21 protein-coding genes are annotated in these 19,109 nt (G+C 59.8%); 8 read left to right on the top strand and 13 right to left on the bottom strand.

The annotated features are described in order from the left end of the window. Positions 1-27 precede the first annotated feature (27 nt). Both J9870_RS04955 and J9870_RS04950 read right to left on the bottom strand, forming a co-directional pair. Positions 28-381: a DUF6124 family protein gene (locus tag J9870_RS04955; RefSeq protein WP_210642951.1), complete on the bottom strand. Its 354-nt coding sequence runs from the start codon at positions 379-381 to the stop codon at positions 28-30. Positions 382-934: 553 nt separating this feature from the next. Beyond that, positions 935-1,501, bottom strand: a complete 567-nt coding sequence (locus tag J9870_RS04950; protein WP_135843808.1) for an XRE family transcriptional regulator — start codon at positions 1,499-1,501, stop codon at positions 935-937. A gap of 150 nt (positions 1,502-1,651) precedes the next feature. Here J9870_RS04950 and J9870_RS04945 point away from each other — a divergent pair, with 150 nt between their 5' ends. The 3 genes from J9870_RS04945 (at position 1,652) to J9870_RS04935 (ending at position 3,877) form a co-directional block, all read left to right on the top strand. Further along, a complete protein-coding gene (locus J9870_RS04945) occupies positions 1,652-2,434 on the top strand; it encodes an aldolase (protein ID WP_210642950.1) in 783 nt (260 codons plus the stop codon). Between the two features lie 19 nt (positions 2,435-2,453). Beyond that, positions 2,454-3,341: a dihydrodipicolinate synthase family protein gene (locus tag J9870_RS04940; RefSeq protein ID WP_210642949.1), complete on the top strand. Its 888-nt coding sequence runs from the start codon at positions 2,454-2,456 to the stop codon at positions 3,339-3,341. A gap of 131 nt (positions 3,342-3,472) precedes the next feature. Then, on the top strand, positions 3,473-3,877 hold the full coding sequence (locus J9870_RS04935) for a DUF488 family protein (RefSeq protein ID WP_210642947.1): 405 nt from the start codon (positions 3,473-3,475) through the stop codon (positions 3,875-3,877). Positions 3,878-3,899: 22 nt separating this feature from the next. Here the strand turns inward: J9870_RS04935 and J9870_RS04930 are convergent, their stop codons facing one another. Next, positions 3,900-4,424, bottom strand: a complete 525-nt coding sequence (locus J9870_RS04930; RefSeq protein ID WP_210642946.1) for a YopT-type cysteine protease domain-containing protein — start codon at positions 4,422-4,424, stop codon at positions 3,900-3,902. A gap of 295 nt (positions 4,425-4,719) precedes the next feature. Here J9870_RS04930 and J9870_RS04925 point away from each other — a divergent pair, with 295 nt between their 5' ends. Then, entirely contained in the window at positions 4,720-6,228 is a 1,509-nt protein-coding gene (locus J9870_RS04925; RefSeq protein ID WP_210642945.1) for a hypothetical protein, read from the top strand. 59 nt (positions 6,229-6,287) lie between these two features. On the opposite strand, the gene J9870_RS04920 is transcribed toward J9870_RS04925, so the two are convergent. Together J9870_RS04920 and J9870_RS04915 are read right to left on the bottom strand one after the other, a co-directional pair. Further along, a complete protein-coding gene (locus J9870_RS04920; RefSeq protein WP_210642944.1) occupies positions 6,288-6,887 on the bottom strand; it encodes a hypothetical protein in 600 nt (199 codons plus the stop codon). Positions 6,888-7,098: 211 nt separating this feature from the next. Then, positions 7,099-7,635, bottom strand: coding sequence for a DUF4256 domain-containing protein (locus tag J9870_RS04915; RefSeq protein WP_210642943.1), 537 nt, complete (start codon positions 7,633-7,635; stop codon positions 7,099-7,101). A gap of 80 nt (positions 7,636-7,715) precedes the next feature. Here J9870_RS04915 and J9870_RS04910 point away from each other — a divergent pair, with 80 nt between their 5' ends. The 3 genes from J9870_RS04910 to J9870_RS04900 all read left to right on the top strand — a co-directional run bounded on the left by J9870_RS04910 (position 7,716) and on the right by J9870_RS04900 (position 9,674). Next, entirely contained in the window at positions 7,716-8,243 is a 528-nt protein-coding gene (locus tag J9870_RS04910; protein WP_210642942.1) for a GNAT family N-acetyltransferase, read from the top strand. A 184-nt stretch (positions 8,244-8,427) separates the two neighbouring features. After that, positions 8,428-9,159 (top strand): transporter substrate-binding domain-containing protein, encoded by a 732-nt coding sequence (locus J9870_RS04905; RefSeq protein WP_210642941.1) that lies wholly within the window; start codon positions 8,428-8,430, stop codon positions 9,157-9,159. A gap of 98 nt (positions 9,160-9,257) precedes the next feature. Beyond that, positions 9,258-9,674: a VOC family protein gene (locus tag J9870_RS04900; RefSeq protein WP_210642940.1), complete on the top strand. Its 417-nt coding sequence runs from the start codon at positions 9,258-9,260 to the stop codon at positions 9,672-9,674. A gap of 173 nt (positions 9,675-9,847) precedes the next feature. Here J9870_RS04900 and J9870_RS04895 read toward each other — a convergent pair whose 3' ends face one another. Both J9870_RS04895 and J9870_RS04890 read right to left on the bottom strand, forming a co-directional pair. Continuing rightward, positions 9,848-11,008 carry a hypothetical protein gene (locus J9870_RS04895; protein ID WP_210642939.1) on the bottom strand — a complete coding sequence of 387 codons (1,161 nt, stop codon included), beginning with the start codon at positions 11,006-11,008 and terminating at the stop codon, positions 9,848-9,850. 251 nt (positions 11,009-11,259) lie between these two features. After that, the gene (locus J9870_RS04890; protein WP_210642938.1) at positions 11,260-11,973 is read right to left on the bottom strand and encodes a FadR/GntR family transcriptional regulator; all 714 of its coding nucleotides are present in this window, start codon (positions 11,971-11,973) and stop codon (positions 11,260-11,262) included. Positions 11,974-12,070: 97 nt separating this feature from the next. Here J9870_RS04890 and J9870_RS04885 point away from each other — a divergent pair, with 97 nt between their 5' ends. Next, positions 12,071-12,814 (top strand): FadR/GntR family transcriptional regulator, encoded by a 744-nt coding sequence (locus J9870_RS04885; RefSeq protein ID WP_109753581.1) that lies wholly within the window; start codon positions 12,071-12,073, stop codon positions 12,812-12,814. A gap of 152 nt (positions 12,815-12,966) precedes the next feature. On the opposite strand, the gene J9870_RS04880 is transcribed toward J9870_RS04885, so the two are convergent. The 6 genes from J9870_RS04880 to J9870_RS04855 form a co-directional block, all read right to left on the bottom strand. Continuing rightward, complete coding sequence (locus tag J9870_RS04880; RefSeq protein WP_210642937.1) at positions 12,967-13,689, bottom strand: oligogalacturonate-specific porin KdgM family protein; 723 nt, start codon at positions 13,687-13,689, stop codon at positions 12,967-12,969. 129 nt (positions 13,690-13,818) lie between these two features. Further along, the gene (locus tag J9870_RS04875; protein WP_210642936.1) at positions 13,819-14,586 is read right to left on the bottom strand and encodes an ABC transporter ATP-binding protein; all 768 of its coding nucleotides are present in this window, start codon (positions 14,584-14,586) and stop codon (positions 13,819-13,821) included. A gap of 10 nt (positions 14,587-14,596) precedes the next feature. Continuing rightward, positions 14,597-15,436, bottom strand: a complete 840-nt coding sequence (locus tag J9870_RS04870) for an ABC transporter ATP-binding protein (RefSeq protein ID WP_210642935.1) — start codon at positions 15,434-15,436, stop codon at positions 14,597-14,599. 11 nt (positions 15,437-15,447) lie between these two features. Then, positions 15,448-16,356, bottom strand: a complete 909-nt coding sequence (locus tag J9870_RS04865) for an ABC transporter permease (RefSeq protein ID WP_109753577.1) — start codon at positions 16,354-16,356, stop codon at positions 15,448-15,450. Then, the gene (locus J9870_RS04860) at positions 16,356-17,393 is read right to left on the bottom strand and encodes an ABC transporter permease (protein WP_210642934.1); all 1,038 of its coding nucleotides are present in this window, start codon (positions 17,391-17,393) and stop codon (positions 16,356-16,358) included. The genes J9870_RS04865 and J9870_RS04860 overlap by 1 nt, the downstream gene beginning before the upstream one ends. Positions 17,394-17,427: 34 nt before the next feature. Next, positions 17,428-19,050 carry an ABC transporter substrate-binding protein gene (locus J9870_RS04855; RefSeq protein ID WP_210642933.1) on the bottom strand — a complete coding sequence of 541 codons (1,623 nt, stop codon included), beginning with the start codon at positions 19,048-19,050 and terminating at the stop codon, positions 17,428-17,430. Positions 19,051-19,109: the final 59 nt, after the last annotated feature.

Genomic DNA, 19,109 nt, shown 5'->3' with positions numbered 1-19,109 from the left:
TTTTCTTGCACCGCTGTAACTGAGTCGCTACCTCACCTCAACAATATCCAACGCCCGATTCGCCAACAGCTCACTCACCTCAATCACCTGCAAAATCCCCAACGCAACACGCCGTCGCGAGCCACCCAGATCAAACGCCAAATCACTGATCATCGCATTCGCCGAAGCCAGACTCTCACTGAGGTTCGCCAGCAAACACTCAGAATCCACACCCGGATCAATCCGTAAAATGGAGTCGGACTTGTCAGACGTTTCGCTCTTAGGCTTCAGGTAGTAATCCAACGCTCGCGTGGCAGCGTCGTCGATTTTCTTGTTGCGGGCAGACTGAGCACGGGAGACGTGTTCATTCGTATCAGGGGGATTCGGAGTATCTTTCGCCATCGTCTTGCTTCCTGTAGTTGGAGCCATCACCCGCTCGCTGCTAAACGATGGGAGGCAGCTGTACGCAGGTTAGCAGACCGGGGAAACAAGAAACCGGCGCGTCCGGAGACGCCCTGCGCACAGCCACCATCAAGTACAGGATGGGAATCCTGACTGGATGACGCCTTGCACAACCTGTTTCACCACGAGCTGCTAAACCCGATCACTGATGAGCAGTGACAGGCCCCAAACTACCGACGCAACCCCGGGCGAACAAGCCGGCGGATTCTGGCGTAGTTGTAGGCAACGGCGCAAGGCGCTGTGGGCGGGCGAGCCTTCGTTGCCAGCGTCTGTCGGTCGTTACTGACAGGTCGCCAATTCGACTGGCCCAAGCAGAGGCTCAATGGTGTTCACTTGAAGCCACCGGAAGGTCCACGGAGAAGGCATCCCGCTGACCGGGCTGGCGCTCCAGTGCGAGGCGCCCACAGAAAGGGCTGCTGCGCAGCCCAGCGGGAGCAAGCTCCCTCGCCACGGGTTCGTCGTTTTTACGCGAATGCATCGTGCTCAGATGCCGCTAAGCACCCTCGCCCTTCTCCGCCGCTTCATCACTGTGCACCACCACCAACAACTGCGCCTGAACCTCGCCCACCGAACGCAGGCGATGGGGCTTCTGCGCATTGAAGTGCAAGGCATCGCCGCGGTTCAGCAGCACGCGCTCGTTCATGAAGTCCACTTCCACCTGGCCCTCGTGCACGAACAGGAATTCCTCCCCGGTGTGTTCCTTGAACGCGTGGTGGGCGGTGAATTCGCTCGCCGGATAGAGGATGAAGGGCAGCAGGCTGCGCTCGGACACCTGGTGGGCCAGGACCGCGTATTCGGAGCTGCCGCTGCTCGCCGCCAGCGATTGACGGTCTTCGCTGCGCACCAGGCTGTAGCTGTCGAGGGCGACGTTTTCTTCGGAAAATAATTCCTCGACTTTCACGTGCAACGCCTTGGCGAGCTTGAGCGCCGTGGCAATGGAGGGCGTGCTCAAGCCCCGCTCCACCTTGGACAGGTAGCTCTTGGTCATCCCGGTTTTCTCGGCCAGGACGTCCAGTGTCACCCCGAGTTTTTTCCTGAGCAATTTCAAACGAATGGACATAGGGAACCATCATTTCCAAAGAAACGGACAATCTTCGATTGCAAATGACACTTTGTGTCATATAGTATTTTTTGTGTCACGAGCACACCTTTTCTCGAGCTTCCATGACGCGGATCAAGATCAACCAAAGAACGAATCGGGAGAGCTGATATGAGCAAGACCCTGGCGACACCCAAGGACCAGTTGGTCCAGCATGCCGTTAACCAGATGCAGAAAACCCTGCCGGATAATACGTGGACTGTACGACAAAAGCTGGCCCTGACCTGTCGCATCCTGTTCGAAAACGGCCACGACTCCGGCCTGGCCGGGCAGATTACCGCGCGCGGGCCGCAACCTGGCACTTACTACACCCAACAACTGGGCCTGGGTTTCGACGAGATCACCGCCGGCAATCTGTTGTTGATCAACGAGGACCTGGAGGTGCTGGAGGGCCACGGCATCCCCAACCCGGCCAACCGCTTTCACACCTGGGTCTACCGCGCCCGGCCGGATGTGAATTGCATCATCCACACCCATCCCACCCACATCGCCGCGCTGTCGATGCTGGAAGTGCCGTTGCAGATTTCCCACATGGACCTCTGCCCGCTCTACGAGGACTGCGCGTTCCTGGAGGGCTGGCCGGGCGTGCCGGTGGGCAACGAGGAAGGCGAATTGATCGCCGGCGCCCTGGGTGACAAGCGCGCCATCCTGCTTTCCCACCACGGCCAGTTGTCCACCGGCGCCACCGTGGAGGAAGCCTGCAACATCGCCCAACTGATCGAACGCGCCGCCAAGCTGCAATTGCTGGCCATGGCCGCCGGCGAGGTGAAACCGATCCTGCCGCACCTGGGCCGCGAAGCCCACGACTGGATCGCCCGCCCCAAGCGTCACGCCGCCGCCTTCAACTACTACGCCCGGCAGAACCTGCGCCAACACGCCGATTGCCTGAACTGAACCCATTAGGAGCGAAGCCATGTCTACCCCCAACATCCACGGCATCATCGGCTACACCATCACGCCCTTTTCCGCCGACGGCCAAAGCTTGGACCTGGACGCACTGGGCCAGTCCATCGACCGCCTGATCGACAGCGGCGTGCATGCCATCGCGCCCCTGGGCAGCACCGGCGAAGGCGCCTACTTGAGCGATGCGGAGTGGGATCAGGTCAGCGAGTTCAGCATCGCCCGTGTCGCCGGCCGCGTGCCGACGGTGGTCAGCGTGTCTGACCTGACCACCGCCAAGGCGGTCCGCCGCGCGCGTTTTGCCCAGGCCCATGGCGCCGATGTGGTGATGGTGCTGCCGGCCTCTTACTGGAAGCTGAGCGAGGCGGAAATCCTCACCCACTACCAGACCATCGGCGCCAGCATCGACCTGCCCATCATGCTTTACAACAACCCCGCCACCAGCGGCATCGACATGTCGGTGGAGCTGATCCTGCGGATTTTCAACGCCGTGGAGAACGTCACCATGGTTAAGGAAAGCACCGGCGACATTCAGCGCATGCACAAGCTGCAACTGCTCGGCGAAGGTCAGGTGCCGTTCTATAACGGCTGCAACCCACTGGCGCTGGAAGCCTTCGCGGCTGGAGCCAAGGGCTGGTGCACCGCCGCACCGAACCTTATCCCGCAGCTCAACCTCGACCTGTACGCAGCCGTATTGGCCAACGACCTGAGCCAGGCCCGGGCGTTGTTCTATCGTCAATTGCCGCTGTTGGATTTCATCCTCAAGGGAGGCTTGCCCGCCACCATCAAGGCCGGTTTGCGCACCCTCGGCCTGGAGGTCGGCGACCCGCGCCTGCCGGTCTTCCCGCTCGACGAGGCGCGCAATAGCCAACTGCAGACGATGTTGAAGCAACTGCGCTGATCCGCCCACGGCGCCCCTTGCGACCGGACCTGGACCTCAACCTGTTCGGTCGCAATTGCCATGTGGGACCTGGCCGCGCCGCGGACGTCGGCCTATTCTGACGCTGCCCCCTCTTCCGCAGGCATGCCCCCATGATCCAATGCAAACGAGCCTATGAAGCAGCCAACGCTGAGGATGGCACGCGGGTTTTGGTGGACCGTCTATGGCCGCGTAATTGTCGCAAGGACGAACTCCCCATTGCGCAGTGGCTGCCGGAGGTGGCGCCGTCCCATGAGCTGCGCAAGGCGTTCAAGGCCGGGGCGGTTTCGTTCGAGCAGTTCAAAGTGGCCTATCGCAAGGAGTTGGCTGCGCGGCCGCAGTATTGGTGGCCGTTGGTGGACATTGTCCAGGGTGGCAATCTCACCCTGGTGTACGCGGCCAAATCCACGGTTGAAAACAATGCCGTGGTGTTGGCTGAATGGCTGGAGGATGAGGTGGAGAAGCGGGCGGAGGGGAGTTCGCCGGTTTGCTATCGATCTGAATTCCCCGGCCACTGATGTGGGCTGAGTTCAACGCTAATCAGAGGGGAGCGGCTCCTTGGAACTCACCGAATGCATCCTCGGAATCAAACTCCAACAAATAGCTCTCGGTCACATGCCCGCCGGGCACGACATAGCTGGCCAGCAGCGCGTGCAGGTCGTTGCATAGGTCGGTCCGCGATTGATAGGCGCCGACACCGTAGTTGGGATCGAAGAGCCTGCCCGTCTGGCCGTCGTCAAAAGACGCGGCGATGGCATGGCCGCCGCCACCCTGCGGCCCATCGACGTAGTAGAAGGAAATAATGAAGTGGCGGGCGCCGGGCCGCTGGAGGATGTCGAGAATGATGTGGCTGGCGACCCCATCGATATAGCTCGTGACTCCGGCCGAATCACGCCCGATGATCGCTTCGGCAGTGGCCTCCAGTGCCATGCTCACGCCGAGCATCATATTGGCAGTCAGCCCCTGCTGAGCGTCGGCGATCTCCTCCTTTCTGGCCTGCAACGCGTCGAAACAGTCATAGGGCGCACCGATCTCGACCCAGAGCGTACTGAAGCCGAAGCACACGCCCAGGCCATCCCCGCCAAACCAGGGAATCGCCCCGCCGAATAGAGTGCCTTGCCCTTCCCATCTTCTGCTCTGGTGTGCTCGGGGAAGGTGAACATGGGGGCTTTCTCCTGGGGGGGTGAAGGTTTCTGTCAACGGTAGACGAGGGGTCACCTGGGCGCCATTTTCCTGAGGTGTTGTGTCGGAGTGTTTTTGGGGTTGCCTGAGGTGGGTGGCTTGTGACGTGGGTGGCGTATTTTTTTGTGGGGTGCGGCTAAGATGGCGCGCAGGCGAGTTCACAAGGAAGGCTGGCGTGATGCAATCCCGTTTTGATCCGTTGGTTCATATCGATTGGAAAACACCCGGCGGCGAGCTGCTTGGGCTGCTGCAGCATTACTATCCCAATATCGGTGTGTTTTCCGGGCCGGAATTCGAGGCGCTGTTGGATGAGCTCTCCAACGAAATGCCCGAGGTCTGTTTCGAGGCGTTGGCGACTGTGTTGGCGCGTCACGGCTTCGACCTGTGGAACCTGGACGCCGGTGGCGATGATTACCGACCGGTGATTTTCCCGACCGATCAGCGCGAGGCGTTTGCACAACACTGGAGGGAGCAAAACCCAGAGCCAGGCTACACACCGACGTTGATCGAGCCGCCGAAGCCTGTCGCCGTCGAGCGCAAAAAAGCCAAAGCCAAACGCAACAAGTTGAACTGGTTGCAGGAAGTCCACGACTATCCCGGGCCCACTTATGTGCATGAATACAACTACCGCAACGGTTGGGCCGCTGTTACCGAGCAGGACGAGGACCAGTGGCTGTGCTTTCTGATTGACTACAACCCATGGCCGCCCGCGGAACAGGACATGCTCGAACACCGCACCGATGGTGTGGACGGCGCGGACTTGCAGCTTATCGACGCCAATGCCCAACGCAGCCTGTGGAAACGTCGGGTGAAAAGCGGCGCTTACAGTTCGGATGACCGCTACCAATACGAGATTCGCCAAGGCGATGACATTCGGGCTTTCGGACCTGCCGGGATGGAGTGGTCGGAGTTTGAAGATCCCTGTGTAGTGGTCGACTCGGAGATATTCGAACGTCAGCGTATTTACGAACCCGAGCATCTGACCCGGATCTGGCGGATCACCGCGGACTCCAGCGAGGTCATTTTCGAGCACTCGGATGAACTGACAATCCTGCCCATCGGCCCGCGCCGCTTGCTGTTCATGCAACATAACGGCCCGCGCTGCTGGGTCTGGAACCAAGACTCGCCGCACCCGGCCACTGCCGCCAAGCCGATGCCGGCTGACGCCTATAAACTACGAGCGGCGACCGCTTACCTGGGCGGTGACGAGATCCTGCTGTTCAGCGAAGGCGCGCGGCAGAACCTGGAGCACTCGGGTTATCAGGAGACGGTGCTGCTGGCGTGGCGCTTCAACTTCGTGACCGGCGCTACGACGAAGGCGTTGTTGGACGGCTTTGGCAGTGAGCTGCGCCAGGACACGCGTCTGCTGGTCACGCAGCCCAAGCAGGTCATCACGTTGCGCACGTTTCATGGGCAGTTGCATGTTGCCCGGGGGCATGGGGATTGGTGGGTGTGGAATTACCGGACGAATACGTTCGGCACGCAGACCTTGGCCTGGTTTTGGAATCAGCGCAGTGATGAGGTGGTGAAGCTGTCTTCCAAGGATATTGCGCGGGTCAAGCCAGAGATTCGTTACCTGGCGGCGCAGGATCGGTATCTGGCGTTTGAGACAGAGTTTGTGGCGCGGTTGCCGGGGTTTGCGCAGATGGTTGAGGCTAAGGGATGTGAGGTTTTGGTTTTTGAGTGAGGTGGCTTTGCTGCGTTCGGGAACAAGAAAGGGCTCCTGAGAGCCCTTCCCAGCTGGCGTTACTCTATGACCGGATACCACGTTGCATAGTTATCGCTAAAGTCGTCCAGCAGGGGAAACTCCTCATTGCGGGGACCTTTCACGACAGCCTTTTTCCGTTCAAAGGCTTCTTTCATGTGCTCTTTGCAGAGCTCAGCGGAGATGTAACACAGCCCGTGCCAGCGATGGCGCCAAGCGATTAACTGGCGATCCGTTTCTACGATAAAGACGGTTTTATCAAGCGACTTGCGCAGACGGGGAGCCGACTCGCCATGCAACGACCTGGGAACCCTGACTTCCTGCCCAAATTTGTCCCAGCCCGCCCATTGGCTATAAAACCTTATCCGGGTGTCGTTGTTGACCGAGAGAAATTCATAGTAAGCGACGTTTGGCTTGGGTTGAGCCACCTCGCAATACCGGCGCATCAGCGTCGTGGAAATATTGCCGATCAGGTCTTCAGGGAGGCGCTCAACGACCTTACGGAAGTGATGGAAATTATTGAAACCGAACTCTTTGCAGAGATGGGTCAATCGTTGGCAATACGTGTATTCACCAATGACAGACACGCGGGCCAACCCTTTGAGGTCGTCGATACACTCAGCAGCACTTGAACGGGACATAGCTCACTCCTTTAGCCAAATCGAAGACGTGCTTCGACTAGCATGCTGCTTGCAGTGGCTAAATAAGTGGGTAAGTTCACTTAGATTTTTCGTATTTCCCATCGCAGCAGGGAGGCTACTTGTGCCTGTGCGTATAAAAACACAGGGCCACCTTCGGCGTAAACCACCTGGTGAACCATCCGACAACGCGTAACCATCGCCACAGGTTTGCTTAAATGCACAGCACGCCGCGAAACCCTCGCGCCGCGTAATACGACTGCACACCATTGTGGTAAACAAACACCCGCTCATAACGATAGTCACCGAACAGCGCACCGCCCAGAGCGCGAAGTTCAGCGGGTGTGGCCAGCCAACTGGAGGTATTCACATCAAACTCACCGAGCTGCTGCAGGGCTCGATACTGGTCTTCCGTCAGCAGGGCGATGCCCATTTCTTCGGCCATTTCTACCGCACTGCCTTTGGGTTTGTTCTCCTTGCGTGCGTCCAGGGCGGCGCGGTCGTAGCAGAGGCTTCGGCGACCGGTCGGGCTTTCTTTGGCGCAATCGCAGAAGGTGATAAGGCCGGTTCTTTCGTCGTGGCCAATCACGTCTGGCTCGCCTCCGGTGGCTTCCATTGCCTGGAGCGACTTCAGGGCGTTAGGGTTGCTTTCCAACTTGGCCTGGACGTCGGCCCAGAGGATGTCCGGGTGGCGATGTGGGTTCTGGTCGAAGCGGGCTTCCAGGGTTTGGAGAAGGTCTTGTCTTTTCATGGTTTTGGGTCCGTTGCTGGTCGGTTCCAAATTCTGGCAGTACCAGCGTAGCAACCCATTGAAGCATGAGGTCACGAACCATGATGCGCGGCGACGCTCAACCCGTTTTTCTCCTGCACTTGCGTCCAGTCAACCTCGACCAGGACAGCGGCGTTTGCGTACGTTTCTTTGAAGACATGCTGCTCTGCGCGTTTGGTTCCGCACAAAAACTGCACGACCCGGATGGCACACAGCGTTACCTTCAATCCCTCCAAGAAAAAGCGACCGAGATTCCCGGCAGCATTGTCCATGCCTGGGATGAAACACAGATCGTGGGCCAGATAGAAATGTCACTGCTCAAGGCAGAACCTGCAGTGGGTTACATCCACTTTTTCTACCTCACCCCTGAGTGGCGATCACGCGGTGCCGGGAAGTTGCTGCTGGCCTACGCCACCGACTTTTTTGCAGGGCTGGGGTGCGAACGGATGAGGTTGTCGGTGAGTGAAACGAACCAGAGGGCGGCGCAATTTTATAGGCACCATGGTTGGATTGATATCGGGGCCAGGCAAGACAAGCCGGAGCTGCGCTTGCGGTTGATGGAAAAAGCAATTGGCCTCATGCGGGTATGATCAAGACTGTTCATGAGGCTTTCGGTTTCGCTTGCATCATGTTTTTCCCACGCTATCAGGTACGGTGATAGCGTGGGAAAAACATGATGAAGGCTAGTCGCAGCTGGATGAAAAAATCGGCGGGTCGTTTCCACACCTTGCCCAGTTGATAAAAACCAATAACCCCCTACCCGGAGCAAAAAGGATGACGTCTCTCGACCGTGCAGTGCTTGAAGATCTGTCCCCAAAAGGAGTGCTGCGTGCCGCGATCAATTTCGGCAATCCCGTGTTGGCTCAACAGGGTCTGGACGGCTCTGCCCAAGGGGTGTCGGTAGCGTTGGCCAAGGCATTGGCCCAGGAGCTGGGTGCACCATTGGAGATGGTCACTTTTGATGCCGCCGGCAAAGTGTTTGCGGCGCTGGAGGAGGACGTGTGGGACGTCGCGTTCCTGGCCATTGAGCCCGTGCGCGAAGAGCAGATTGCGTTCAGCGAACCTTACGTCCTTATCGAAGGGACTTATTTGGTGGCCGCTGATTCGCGCTATCAGAACGTCCAGGATCTTGACCAGCCAGGACTAAGACTCGCCGTTGGCAAAGGCGCCGCGTATGACCTTTTTCTTTCTCGCACATTGGAATATGCGCAACTCGAACGGGCTGCGACCTCTGCGGCTGCGGTAGACCTGTACATCGAAAAATCCCTGGATGCGGCAGCCGGTGTGAGGCAGCCGCTGGAGAAAGTGGCGGCCAACAACCCGGCATACCGGGTGCTCACCGGTGCTTTCACTTCCATCAGGCAAGCCATGGCGGTTCCAAGGGCCCATGAAGCCGGCGCGGCCTACGTCAGGGATTTCATCGAGCGAAAGAAAGCGGACGGTTTCGTGCGTGCGGCTTTGATCGACAGCGGCCAGGCGGACGTGACTGTCGCGCCTTTAGCCTAGAAATGTAGCGCAGCCGTCCGGATCCACCGTCAATCAGCGTTGTCCACTATGGTGAAGTCCCCCCTTGGCCCTGCCACTAGTGAACACAGGAGGCCTGCATGCAGAACTTCACGATCCAACGCATCGACCACATCGTCCTGCGCGTAAAAGACATCGAGCGCAGCCTCGCTTTCTATACGTCCGTGCTCGGTTGCGAGCTCAAGAAGCGCCGGGACGATCTTGGAATGATCCACCTCAGCACCGGTGTTTCGATGATCGATCTGGTGGCTGTCGACGGGCCGCTGGGTCGCGAGGGTGGGCCGGCGGCTGGCAAGCAAGGGCACAACGTCGACCACCTCTGCCTGCGTATCGAGCCGTTTGACGAACAGGCCCTCCTCGCTCATCTGGCCTCCGCCGGCCTGAGTGTTGAGAAAGCGCAGATGCGCTATGGCGCGGAGGGTAAAGGTTGGTCGATCTACTGCTTCGACCCGGATGGTAATCAGATCGAGCTGAAGGGACCCGCGCTGGAGCCCTGAGCTTTAACCTGGCGGGAACTGCAGGGCACAAAACCTGTAAACCCTGCGATCAAAAACTGTGGGAGCGAGCTTGCTCGCGATAGCGGTCTGTCTGGGGACGGTGATGCTGGATGTGCCACCGCCATCGCGAGCAGGCTCGCTCCCACAGGGGGCTGTGGCTGTCTAACCCATTGCTACGTTTGCTCGGGCACAACTGTCGCGCCGGGCAATATCACCACATCACTGCGTTGCGTGACGATGCAGACATGTGAATGCTCCGGCCACTGGCCCAGGCGCGTACCGCTCAAGCCACTGGGGCACAGCAGCAGAACATCCCCAAGCGAGAAGAGTGGAAAGGCTTCTACAACCGGGAGGTCCCGGCTCACGTCCACCGTTCCCCAGCTCGCCGCATCAAAGTCTTTGACCTCAAAATTCTTCAACAACCGATATTTGAGTGGAGTCGTCTCGCGCACCCCCATCATCCCCGCCGCCTTGAACACTACGGTAGAACTCGCGCCTGGATAGATGGCGACAACTACCAAGGTCACTAGCAATGCCGATCCGAACGACAACAGCCCTCGGGCGACAATATGTTTTTTACTCACAAAGAAGATCAAGGCCGGCAAGAACAACAAGACCACCGCCACCATGGAAATGACCATCAGCGTGGTGATGGCTTCCGGAGTGTCTTTACCCGTATACGACTTCAGCAATATCAACATCGGGTACACGGCGGCGAAAACGGCGACCATCAAAATAAAGTAGGCAAAAAACAAAACACCTGCCTGATGCCACCAAACCCCAAGGCCTTTGAGGTTGTTAAAGAGGGACACCAACTTCAAGGCCATTCGGATTTTTTTTGATTTCAACGATAAGCCCAAGACCGCACTCATGCCTGAAAGGATGACCAAGGCGACAATCCAATGGTCGACCAGAGGTGCCTGGAACGCGAAGGCCACAATAATCAACGAGCCCACGACCGCCGCCCAGAAAAACCATCGGGCAACCGCTGGCCTGAGGTTCGGTGTCTGGTTGAAAAAGGACACGGCTAACGCGTAGAACAAGGTGGTGACACACATCACCACCATGTAAAGAAACAGGACAAAGGCAACCACGCCCATCCACGGAAGCAGCGCAGATAGTTTCTTATCGAACACCAATGGCAAAAGGTCGATTCGATCGATCGCCTTCGCATACGTCATCAGGATTGCAAAACTGACCACCGCACTGATTAACGCACCCAGACTGCCTATCAGGCCCCAGTGCTCGGCCATCAGTTTCAGCGCGGCATAGATATCCTGTTGGAACGAAACGCGCTTGTGTTTCTCGTCCTTGGTACCAACTTCCTGCTCCATTACCTATCCTTATCCATTCCCAATTAAACGATAACGAGAGACGCTGATTGATGCCTCAATCAATGCACTCATCCAGAAAGACACTATCGACTTACTGTTGGTGAACTTTAGCCAAGGGGAACCCAGGCACGCTCCACTGGAGTCGGCTCGCGAAAGCAGTCTGCCTGAAATGGAGATGTTGAATGTGCCGCCGTCATCGCGAGCAAGCTCGCTCCCACAGGGGGCTGTGGCCGGCACAAGTTCTGTGGAGGTTATTGCGCCGTCAACTCAATCACACCCCGAACCCGCTGCAGCATATTGATCAAATGCAACCGCATCGACGCCCGCGCCGCTTCCGCATCACGCCGCGCCAGTGCTGCATAGATCTGCTCACGCTCGCGAGCCACCAACGCTCGATTTTCAACCGTGACAGCTGGTCCGGCCTGTTGGATAACCGCGATCAGCGCACTGCCAACATGGGCCATGGCATCGATAAAGAAGCTGTTGCCGGTGCACTGGGCAATCAGCAAATGAAATTCGAAATCCACCCGGGCGCTTTCGTCATCGGCCGCCTCCAGAGCATTGGCCGCATCGAGCGCTTCGCGCATTGCCTGCAACTGTTCCGGCGTGGAACGTTGCGCGGCAATGCCGGCCGCTTCCACTTCCAGGCTCAGGCGCAGTTCGATCACCGCTAGAGCGTCGTACGCGCCGCCCTTAACATGCTTACTGCCCTGGAAATCCCCCGGGCGAGCGGTGTCGACCACAAAGGTGCCGATGCCGTGGCGCGTCTCCACCAAGCCTTCGGCCTGGAGCCGAGACATGGCTTCGCGAACCACCGTCCGACTGACGCCGCGTTCCTTGATGATGACCTGTTCGGTAGGCAGTTTGCTGCCTGCGGGCAGTTCGCCGGCCAGTATCTGCTGCGTCAGGTCGACCACCAGTTGCTGGGTCATGCTCAGGCGTCGATCGGTTGTGACACGGTCCATTGCACCTATCCATTAAAGCCAGACGATCGCGGCATTATAGCCGCGACCTTGCGGCGAAACGCACTATAATGCCCGCTGATCACCCAAGAGCAAGCCGATGACGGATCAAGCGTTATCTCCACTGAACAAGCCGCGCCGCCTCGCCGAAACACTGGTCGACCGCTTTGCCCAGCGCATGCGTGAAGGTGTTCTCAAACGCGGCGAAAAGCTCCCCACCGAAGTGCACATCATGGAAGCCGAAGGCGTCAGTCGTTCGGTGGTGCGTGAGGCGCTGTCGCGCTTGCAGGCGGCGGGGCTGGTGGAGACGCGGCATGGCGTCGGCACCTTTGTCCTGGACATGCCGGCACCGGAGGGTTTCACCCTGGGGCCGGCGACGATTGCGACGTTGTCGGATGTACTCAACCTGCTGGAGTTTCGCCTGAGCCTGGAAGTCCAGGCCGCCGGCATGGCTGCCGAACGCGCCACACCTGAAGCCCTGGCCGAACTGGCCCAGGCGCTGGAGGCGTTGCTGCAAGGTCCGGAAAAATCCGGCACCACCATCAACGCCGATTTCCAGTTCCATCTGAAAATCGCCAAGGCCGCTGGTAACTACTACCTGATCGACATCATGAAGCACCTGGGCACCAAGCTGATCCCACGTACGCGCATGAACTCCGCCTACTCCGGACAAAGTGATCGCAGCGCTTACTTGCAAGGGATCAACGCCGAACATCAGCAGATCTTCGACGCTATCGCCAGTGGCAATGTCGATGCAGCGCGGGCGGCCATGTACCTGCACTTGAGCAATAGCCGCATGCGCCTGTGTGAAACGCAGCAGCGGCAGGCTTTTTACAACGAATGACCTCCGCCCCCCTGTGGGAGCGAGCTTGCTCGCGATGACGGCGGTACATTCAACATCGATGTCTGCCGATCCGACGCCATCGCGAGCAAGCTCGCTCCCACAGTTTTGATCCCGGTGTTCACAGACTCAGCGTCGACCCGTGCTCCCGCAACTTAGAAGAAGTTGTATTGAATGCCGACCCGCAGACGCAGTTGGCGATCATCGTCCACCGAGTTGACCTTGATATCACCCACTTCGAAGAACGGCGCCCAGCGCTTGTCCCACTTGTACTTGACCACGGCATTCTGTTCATAGTCGTCGGTGCCGCCGTTATAACGGATGTAGTCGGCATCGAAGTACGTCAGTTGATATTCATAAGCCCACGGCCCCTGGTTGGCGTAGTTGACGTACACGTCGTAGCGATTGATCTTCTGGTCATCCTGGCCGTTGTCCGGTACATCATGATCGACCTGGTCGCGGTCGAGCTTGGATGAGTCGTAACGGTAGCGACCGGCGATACTCAGCTCCTTGGTGATCTTGTAGCCCAGGCGCATGCCCAGTTTGTAGGTGGTCGACTCTTCGTCGCTCTCCATGGCGAACGAGGGCGTCAGCGTCCAGCGGTCATCAATCTTGTGCTGGTAGTTGACGGTAAATTCATGGCCGCTGCCGACGGTGTTGTCGAAGGCGACGTCTTCGCGATCACCGGCGGTCTTGTATTTGAGTTCACCTTCCAGCCCCACGCCATTGTCCAGCCGCATGCCGAACTTGGCGCGGTCGGCGTGCATGCGGGTTTGTTCCGCATACTGATGGCGTACGTTGATATAGCCGGTATCGGCCACAGCAACGACTGAAGTGAACAAGGAAGCGAGGGACAGAACGACGAGTGTCTTTTTCATGTTTTTATTCTTGTTAGTTGAATGATTAGTTGGGTTGAACGCCAAATCACAGGCGAGCGCGTGCGCGGCATTGAAACCTGCGGTTCAACGTCTTCTTCGGGTTAAAACAAGTGCAACAAACTCATCACTTCAGACAGCAATAGGTATTCGCTGTATGTCCCGACTGGCCTGCACCAGCAAACGGGTGTACCCATGGGTGGCGCCATCGCTCGTCAGGAGATGACTGTCGAGCGTTTCCACCACCCTGCCCTGCTGCATTACCGCCAGCCGATCACACAAATGCGCCACCACCGCCAGGTCATGGGTGACCATCAGGTAGGTCAGCCCTTCCTGGCGGCGCAAGTCGGCCAGCAGATTGAGGATTTCCGCCTGCACCGAGACATCCAGTGCCGAGGTCGGCTCATCCAGCAGCAGCACCCGGGGACGCAGGATCAGCGCACGGGCAATCGCCACACGCTGACGCTGGCCACCGGATAACTGATGGGGGTAACGGAAGCGGAAGCTGTCGTTCAAGCCGACCTTGCGCAGAATCTCGCTGACCTTCTGGGTACGCCCGTCGATGCCGTGGATGCGCAGCGGCTCCTGCAACGCGGCATCGACGGTGTAGCGCGGATGCAACGAGGCATACGGGTCCTGGAACACCATCTGCACGGTGCGGTAGTGGTTCAGCGGCAAGTTGCGGGTCACGGCTTGGCCGGCGACCTGAAGTTGTCCGCTCCAATGCTGGTACTGCCCGGCCAGGCAGCGCAACACGGTGGTCTTGCCCGAACCGGACTCCCCCACCAGGCCGAATGCCTCGCCTTCGGCCACGCTCAAATCGACGTCGTGCAGTACCGCGTTCAGTGCCGCGCCGGTGCCAAAACTGAGGTTCAGGCCGGCGATTTCAATCATGCTCATGACAGGCTCCTCAAGCATTCAACCACTGTGGGTCACGCTGCAACACCGGCAGCGTGGCGCGCGGATGGTCCAGGCTCGGCAATGCGGCCAATAGGCCTTGGGTGTAGGGATGGGTGGCGTTATCCAGGTCGGCGGCGGCAATCGACTCGACCACGCGGCCGGCGTACATCACCAGCACGCGGTCACAGAAATGCCGCACCAGGTTCAAATCGTGGCTGATGAAAATCAGCCCCAAGTCGCGCTCGCTGACCAATTCCTCCAGCACATTGAGCACCTGACGGCGCACCGACACGTCCAGGGCCGAGGTCGGTTCATCGGCGATGATCACCTGGGGATCGGTGATCACCATCATGGCGATCATGATCCGCTGGCCCATGCCACCCGAGACTTCGTGGGGGTACAGGTCATAAACCCGCCGGGGGTCGCGAATGTGCACCTTGGCGAGCATGTCCAAGGCGCGTTCGCGGGCTTCGCGATGGGGCACCTTGTGATGGGCCAGATAGGCCTCGGCGATTTGTTCACCGACCCGCACCACCGGGTTCAGCGAGTACTTGGGGTCTTGCATGATCATCGACATGCGCGCGCCGCGAATCGCCTGGATCTGCTTTTCGCTGGCAGCCAACAGGTCGATATCGGCGAAGCGCAACGTCTTGGCGGTGACCCGCGCCGTCGGAGGATGCAGACGCAAAAGGCTGCGACCCACGGTGGATTTGCCCGAGCCGGATTCACCGACAATGGCGAGTTTTTCCCGGCCCAGGGTGAACGACACATCACGCACGGCCAGGGAAGTTTTGCCGGCGTTGCGGAATTCCACACACAAGTCCTGTACGGCAAGTTTTATCTCAGTCACGGGGCTGCTCCTCAGGATTGGCTGCGCGGGTCGAGGACGTCGCGCAAGCCGTCGCCCAACAGGTTGAAGGCCAGGCTGACCAGCATGATCGCTGCACCGGGCGCCGCCACCAGCCACCAGCTTTCGAGCATGTAGCGCCGCCCGGTGGAGATCATCGCGCCCCACTCCGGCAGCGGTGCCTGGGCGCCGAGGCCGAGGAAGCCCAGGGCGGCAGCGGTGAGGATGATGCTCGCCATGTTCATGGTCAGGCGGATGATCACCGACGACAGGCACATCGGAATGATGTGGCGCAGAATGACCCGGGTACTCGACGCGCCCTGAAGCTGCACCGCGACGACAAAGTCAGCGTTGCGCAGCGGCAGGGTTTCGGCGCGGGCGAGCCGGGCAATCGGTGGCCAGGCAGTCAGTGCAATGGCGATCACCGCATGCTCCAGGCCCGGGCCGAGGGCGGCGATGAACGCCAACGCCAGGACCAGGCTGGGGAACGAGATGAAGATGTCGGTGATGCGCATGAACAGGCTGTCGACCCAACCGCCGAAGTAGCCGGACACCGTGCCGACCAACAGGCCGATAGGACCGACAATCACCGTCACCAGCAAGACGATGTACAGCGTGATGCGCGAGCCATACACCAGCCGGGCGAAGACATCGCGCCCGTATTCGTCAGTGCCGAACCAGTGCGCGCTGCTCGGCGCCTGCAACGCGCCGGCAAGGTTCTGCAACAGCGGATCGTGGCCAGCGATCCAAGGCGCGAAAGCCGCGACCAGCATCAGGGTCGAGACGACGACCAGGCCAGCGAAGGTCATCGGGTTGCGCAGCAGGAAACGCAGCAGGCGCAGGGTGCTGGCGGCCATCGCTGCGGTACTGGAAGCGGGCAGCGCGGCGGCGCCGGGTGCGCTGGAAGCCAGGGGCAGGTTCATTAGCGAGTCCTCGGGTCGAAGATCTTGTACAGCGCGTCGCTGATCAGGTTCAGCGTCACGAAGATGAGGCCGATCAGCAGCACGCAAGCCATCACCGCGTTCATGTCACCGAGCAGCAAACTGCTGGTCAGGTACTGGCCGAAGCCCGGCCAGGCAAACACCGTTTCGATCAACACCGCGCCCTCCAGCAGACCGCCGTAGGCCAGCGCGACGATGGTCAACAACTGCACGCGGATGTTGCCGAAGGCGTGGCCCCAGACAATGCGCCGCTGGGACAAACCCTTGACCCGGGCGGTGATGATGTACTCCTGGGACAGTTGCTCGAGCATGAAGCTGCGGGTCATGCGGCTGATGTAGGCCACCGAGTTGAAACTGAGGATCACCGCCGGCAGCAGGATGTGGCGCAACGCACTGCGAAAGGCCTCCCAGTCGCCGGACCAGGCCGTGTCGATCAACAACAGCCCGGTGTGTTTCGGGATCAGCCCGTCATAGGCCAGGCCGATCCGCCCGACGCCACCGGCCCAACCCAGCCAGGCGTAGAACACCAGGAAAGCCATCATGCCGATCCAGAAAATCGGCGTGGAATAACCGAACAGGGTGATCAGTCGCGCAATATGGTCCCCGGCGCGGCCCTGGTGGGTGGCGGCGTAGACACCCAGCGGCAAGCCAGCCAGCACACCGAACAGAATCGCCAGGGTGGCCAGTTCCAAAGTGGCCGGGAAGACCCGGGCGATGTCGGTGATGACCGGATTGCCGGTCAGCAAGGCCATGCCGAAATCACCGTGCAGCAGGTCGCCGAGGTAGATCGCGAACTGCGTCCACAACGGTTTATCCAGGCCCAGTTCTTGGTACACCTGGGCATAGGCCGAGGCGTCGGCGTCCGGGCCGACGATGGCCAGCACCGGGTCCAGGGGCATGACGCGACCGATGAAAAAGGTCAGTAGCAGCAACCCCAGCAGCGTCACCGCCACCGAGCCACCGCGCCGGGTCGCCGAAGCGGCCCGGGTGGTCCAGATTGAAAAGGATGCAGTCGACATGTTCTTTCCTGCCTTGGCCCTGTGGCCGTCGATTTCAGCGCTGCTTGTAGACGTCCCGAAGACGTGTGGTGGCGGCGGTGTGGCCGATGTAGTTGCGCACATCCGCATGGATCACCACCTCGTCGACCATCTGTGAGACCGGCATGATCGCCCCGGCCTGTTGGTCGTAGAGGGTCTGGATCTGCGCGTAGATCTCGCGCTGGCGTTCAGGGTCACGCTCACGCTCGGCCTGCTCGATCAGTTGATTGAGCTGCGGATTGAAGAACGAAGTGCGCCAGCCCTGGAAGTTGCTCAGCTTGGCTTCGGTGCGGTTGTCCGGGTTGTAGACCAGGGCGCGCAGGCTCGAATGCGGATGACGCTCCGCCCCGCCACCGCCGCGACCGACGAGGATGTCGAACTGGCGGTCGCGCATCGCTCCATAGATCTGGTTGCCGGTGCCGGTGATGATCGTCGCCTGGATACCGGCCTGAGCCAGTGTCGCTTGCAGGCTGGTGGCGATGTTGATGAACGGCGGATCGGTCAGCGAACGGATGCTCACCTTGAAGCCTTCGGCATGCCCCGCCGCCGCCAGCAGCCGCTTGGCCTCGGCCACGTCCAGGCGATAACCCGGATCGTCCAGGCGCGCCGGCAGCCCCAGTTGCAGCGGCCGCTGATTGATCACGCCGTAGTGCGGCATCACCACATCATTGATGCCTTGGTAGTCGATCAGCAGGCGGATGGCCTGACGCACGCGGATGTCCTGGAACAACGGTTGCTGCATGCTCATCGCCACGTAGTACAGCGTACCCCGGGCGATGCTCTGGATGCGCACCTCATCGACCTTGCCCAACGCTTTGATGTCGGTGGCGGCCATGCCCCGGGCGACGTCCAGGTCACCGCGCTCGACCATCAGACGCAGCGCCTGGGACTCGGTCATGTTGCGCATGATCACCCGCCGCAACTTCGCAGGGCCGCGCCAATAGTCGTCATGACGACTCATCAGAATCACGTCGTTGGCGCGCCAGATGTCGAGCTTGAAGGCGCCGGAGCCAGCCGTGTGAGTCGCCAGCCACGCCGCGCCCTGGTCGTCGCCGACCTGATGCTGCAACGCGACGCTGCGATCGATGATGAAGGCGCTGGGAGAGGTCGCCAGGGTATTGAGTACCAGCGTCGGGTCGGTGCTGCGCGGCAGGTCCATGACAAAGGTGTGCGGCCCTTCGGCGCGCATCAATTTGACGACGTTGTCGGCGGTGAAACCGTAGGCTTTCCAGGTCGAAGCCAGGGCGCGGTTGAGGGTGACCACACGCTGCAATGACCAAGCCACGTCTTGTGCAGTGAGTGGAGCTCCGGAGTGAAAACGCACGTCATCGCGCAACTGGAAGGTCAGGCGCATGCGGTCGGGGCTGACTTCCCAGGTTTTCGCCAGGGCGGGGATCAGCGTGTCTGGCTGCGCCGCGTCCTGCTCCAGGAGCATGTCATAGACGTTGGCGTTGACTTCGGCGACCTCCAGGCCGGTCGCCGCGGCGGGGTCCAGGGACAGCAGGTTGATCATGCTCATGCCCACCACCAATTGGTCGGCGGGCGTTTCGCCTTGGGCCAGGCTGACGGGCACCTGCGCTATGCACAGGGCCACGGTGACACACAGCAGCCTGGTCAGGCGCTTGGGCCAGAGATTCATGGTTCAGTCCTTTCTTATATTTATAAAGACTTTGTCGCCCGGGTAGATATCACCTTCAG

Origin of the sequence: Pseudomonas sp. Tri1 (genome assembly GCF_017968885.1) — a bacterium.
Taxonomy (GTDB): domain Bacteria; phylum Pseudomonadota; class Gammaproteobacteria; order Pseudomonadales; family Pseudomonadaceae; genus Aquipseudomonas.
Note: the sequence above shows the minus strand (reverse complement) of the source record. Positions and strands in the feature narration are given on the sequence as shown.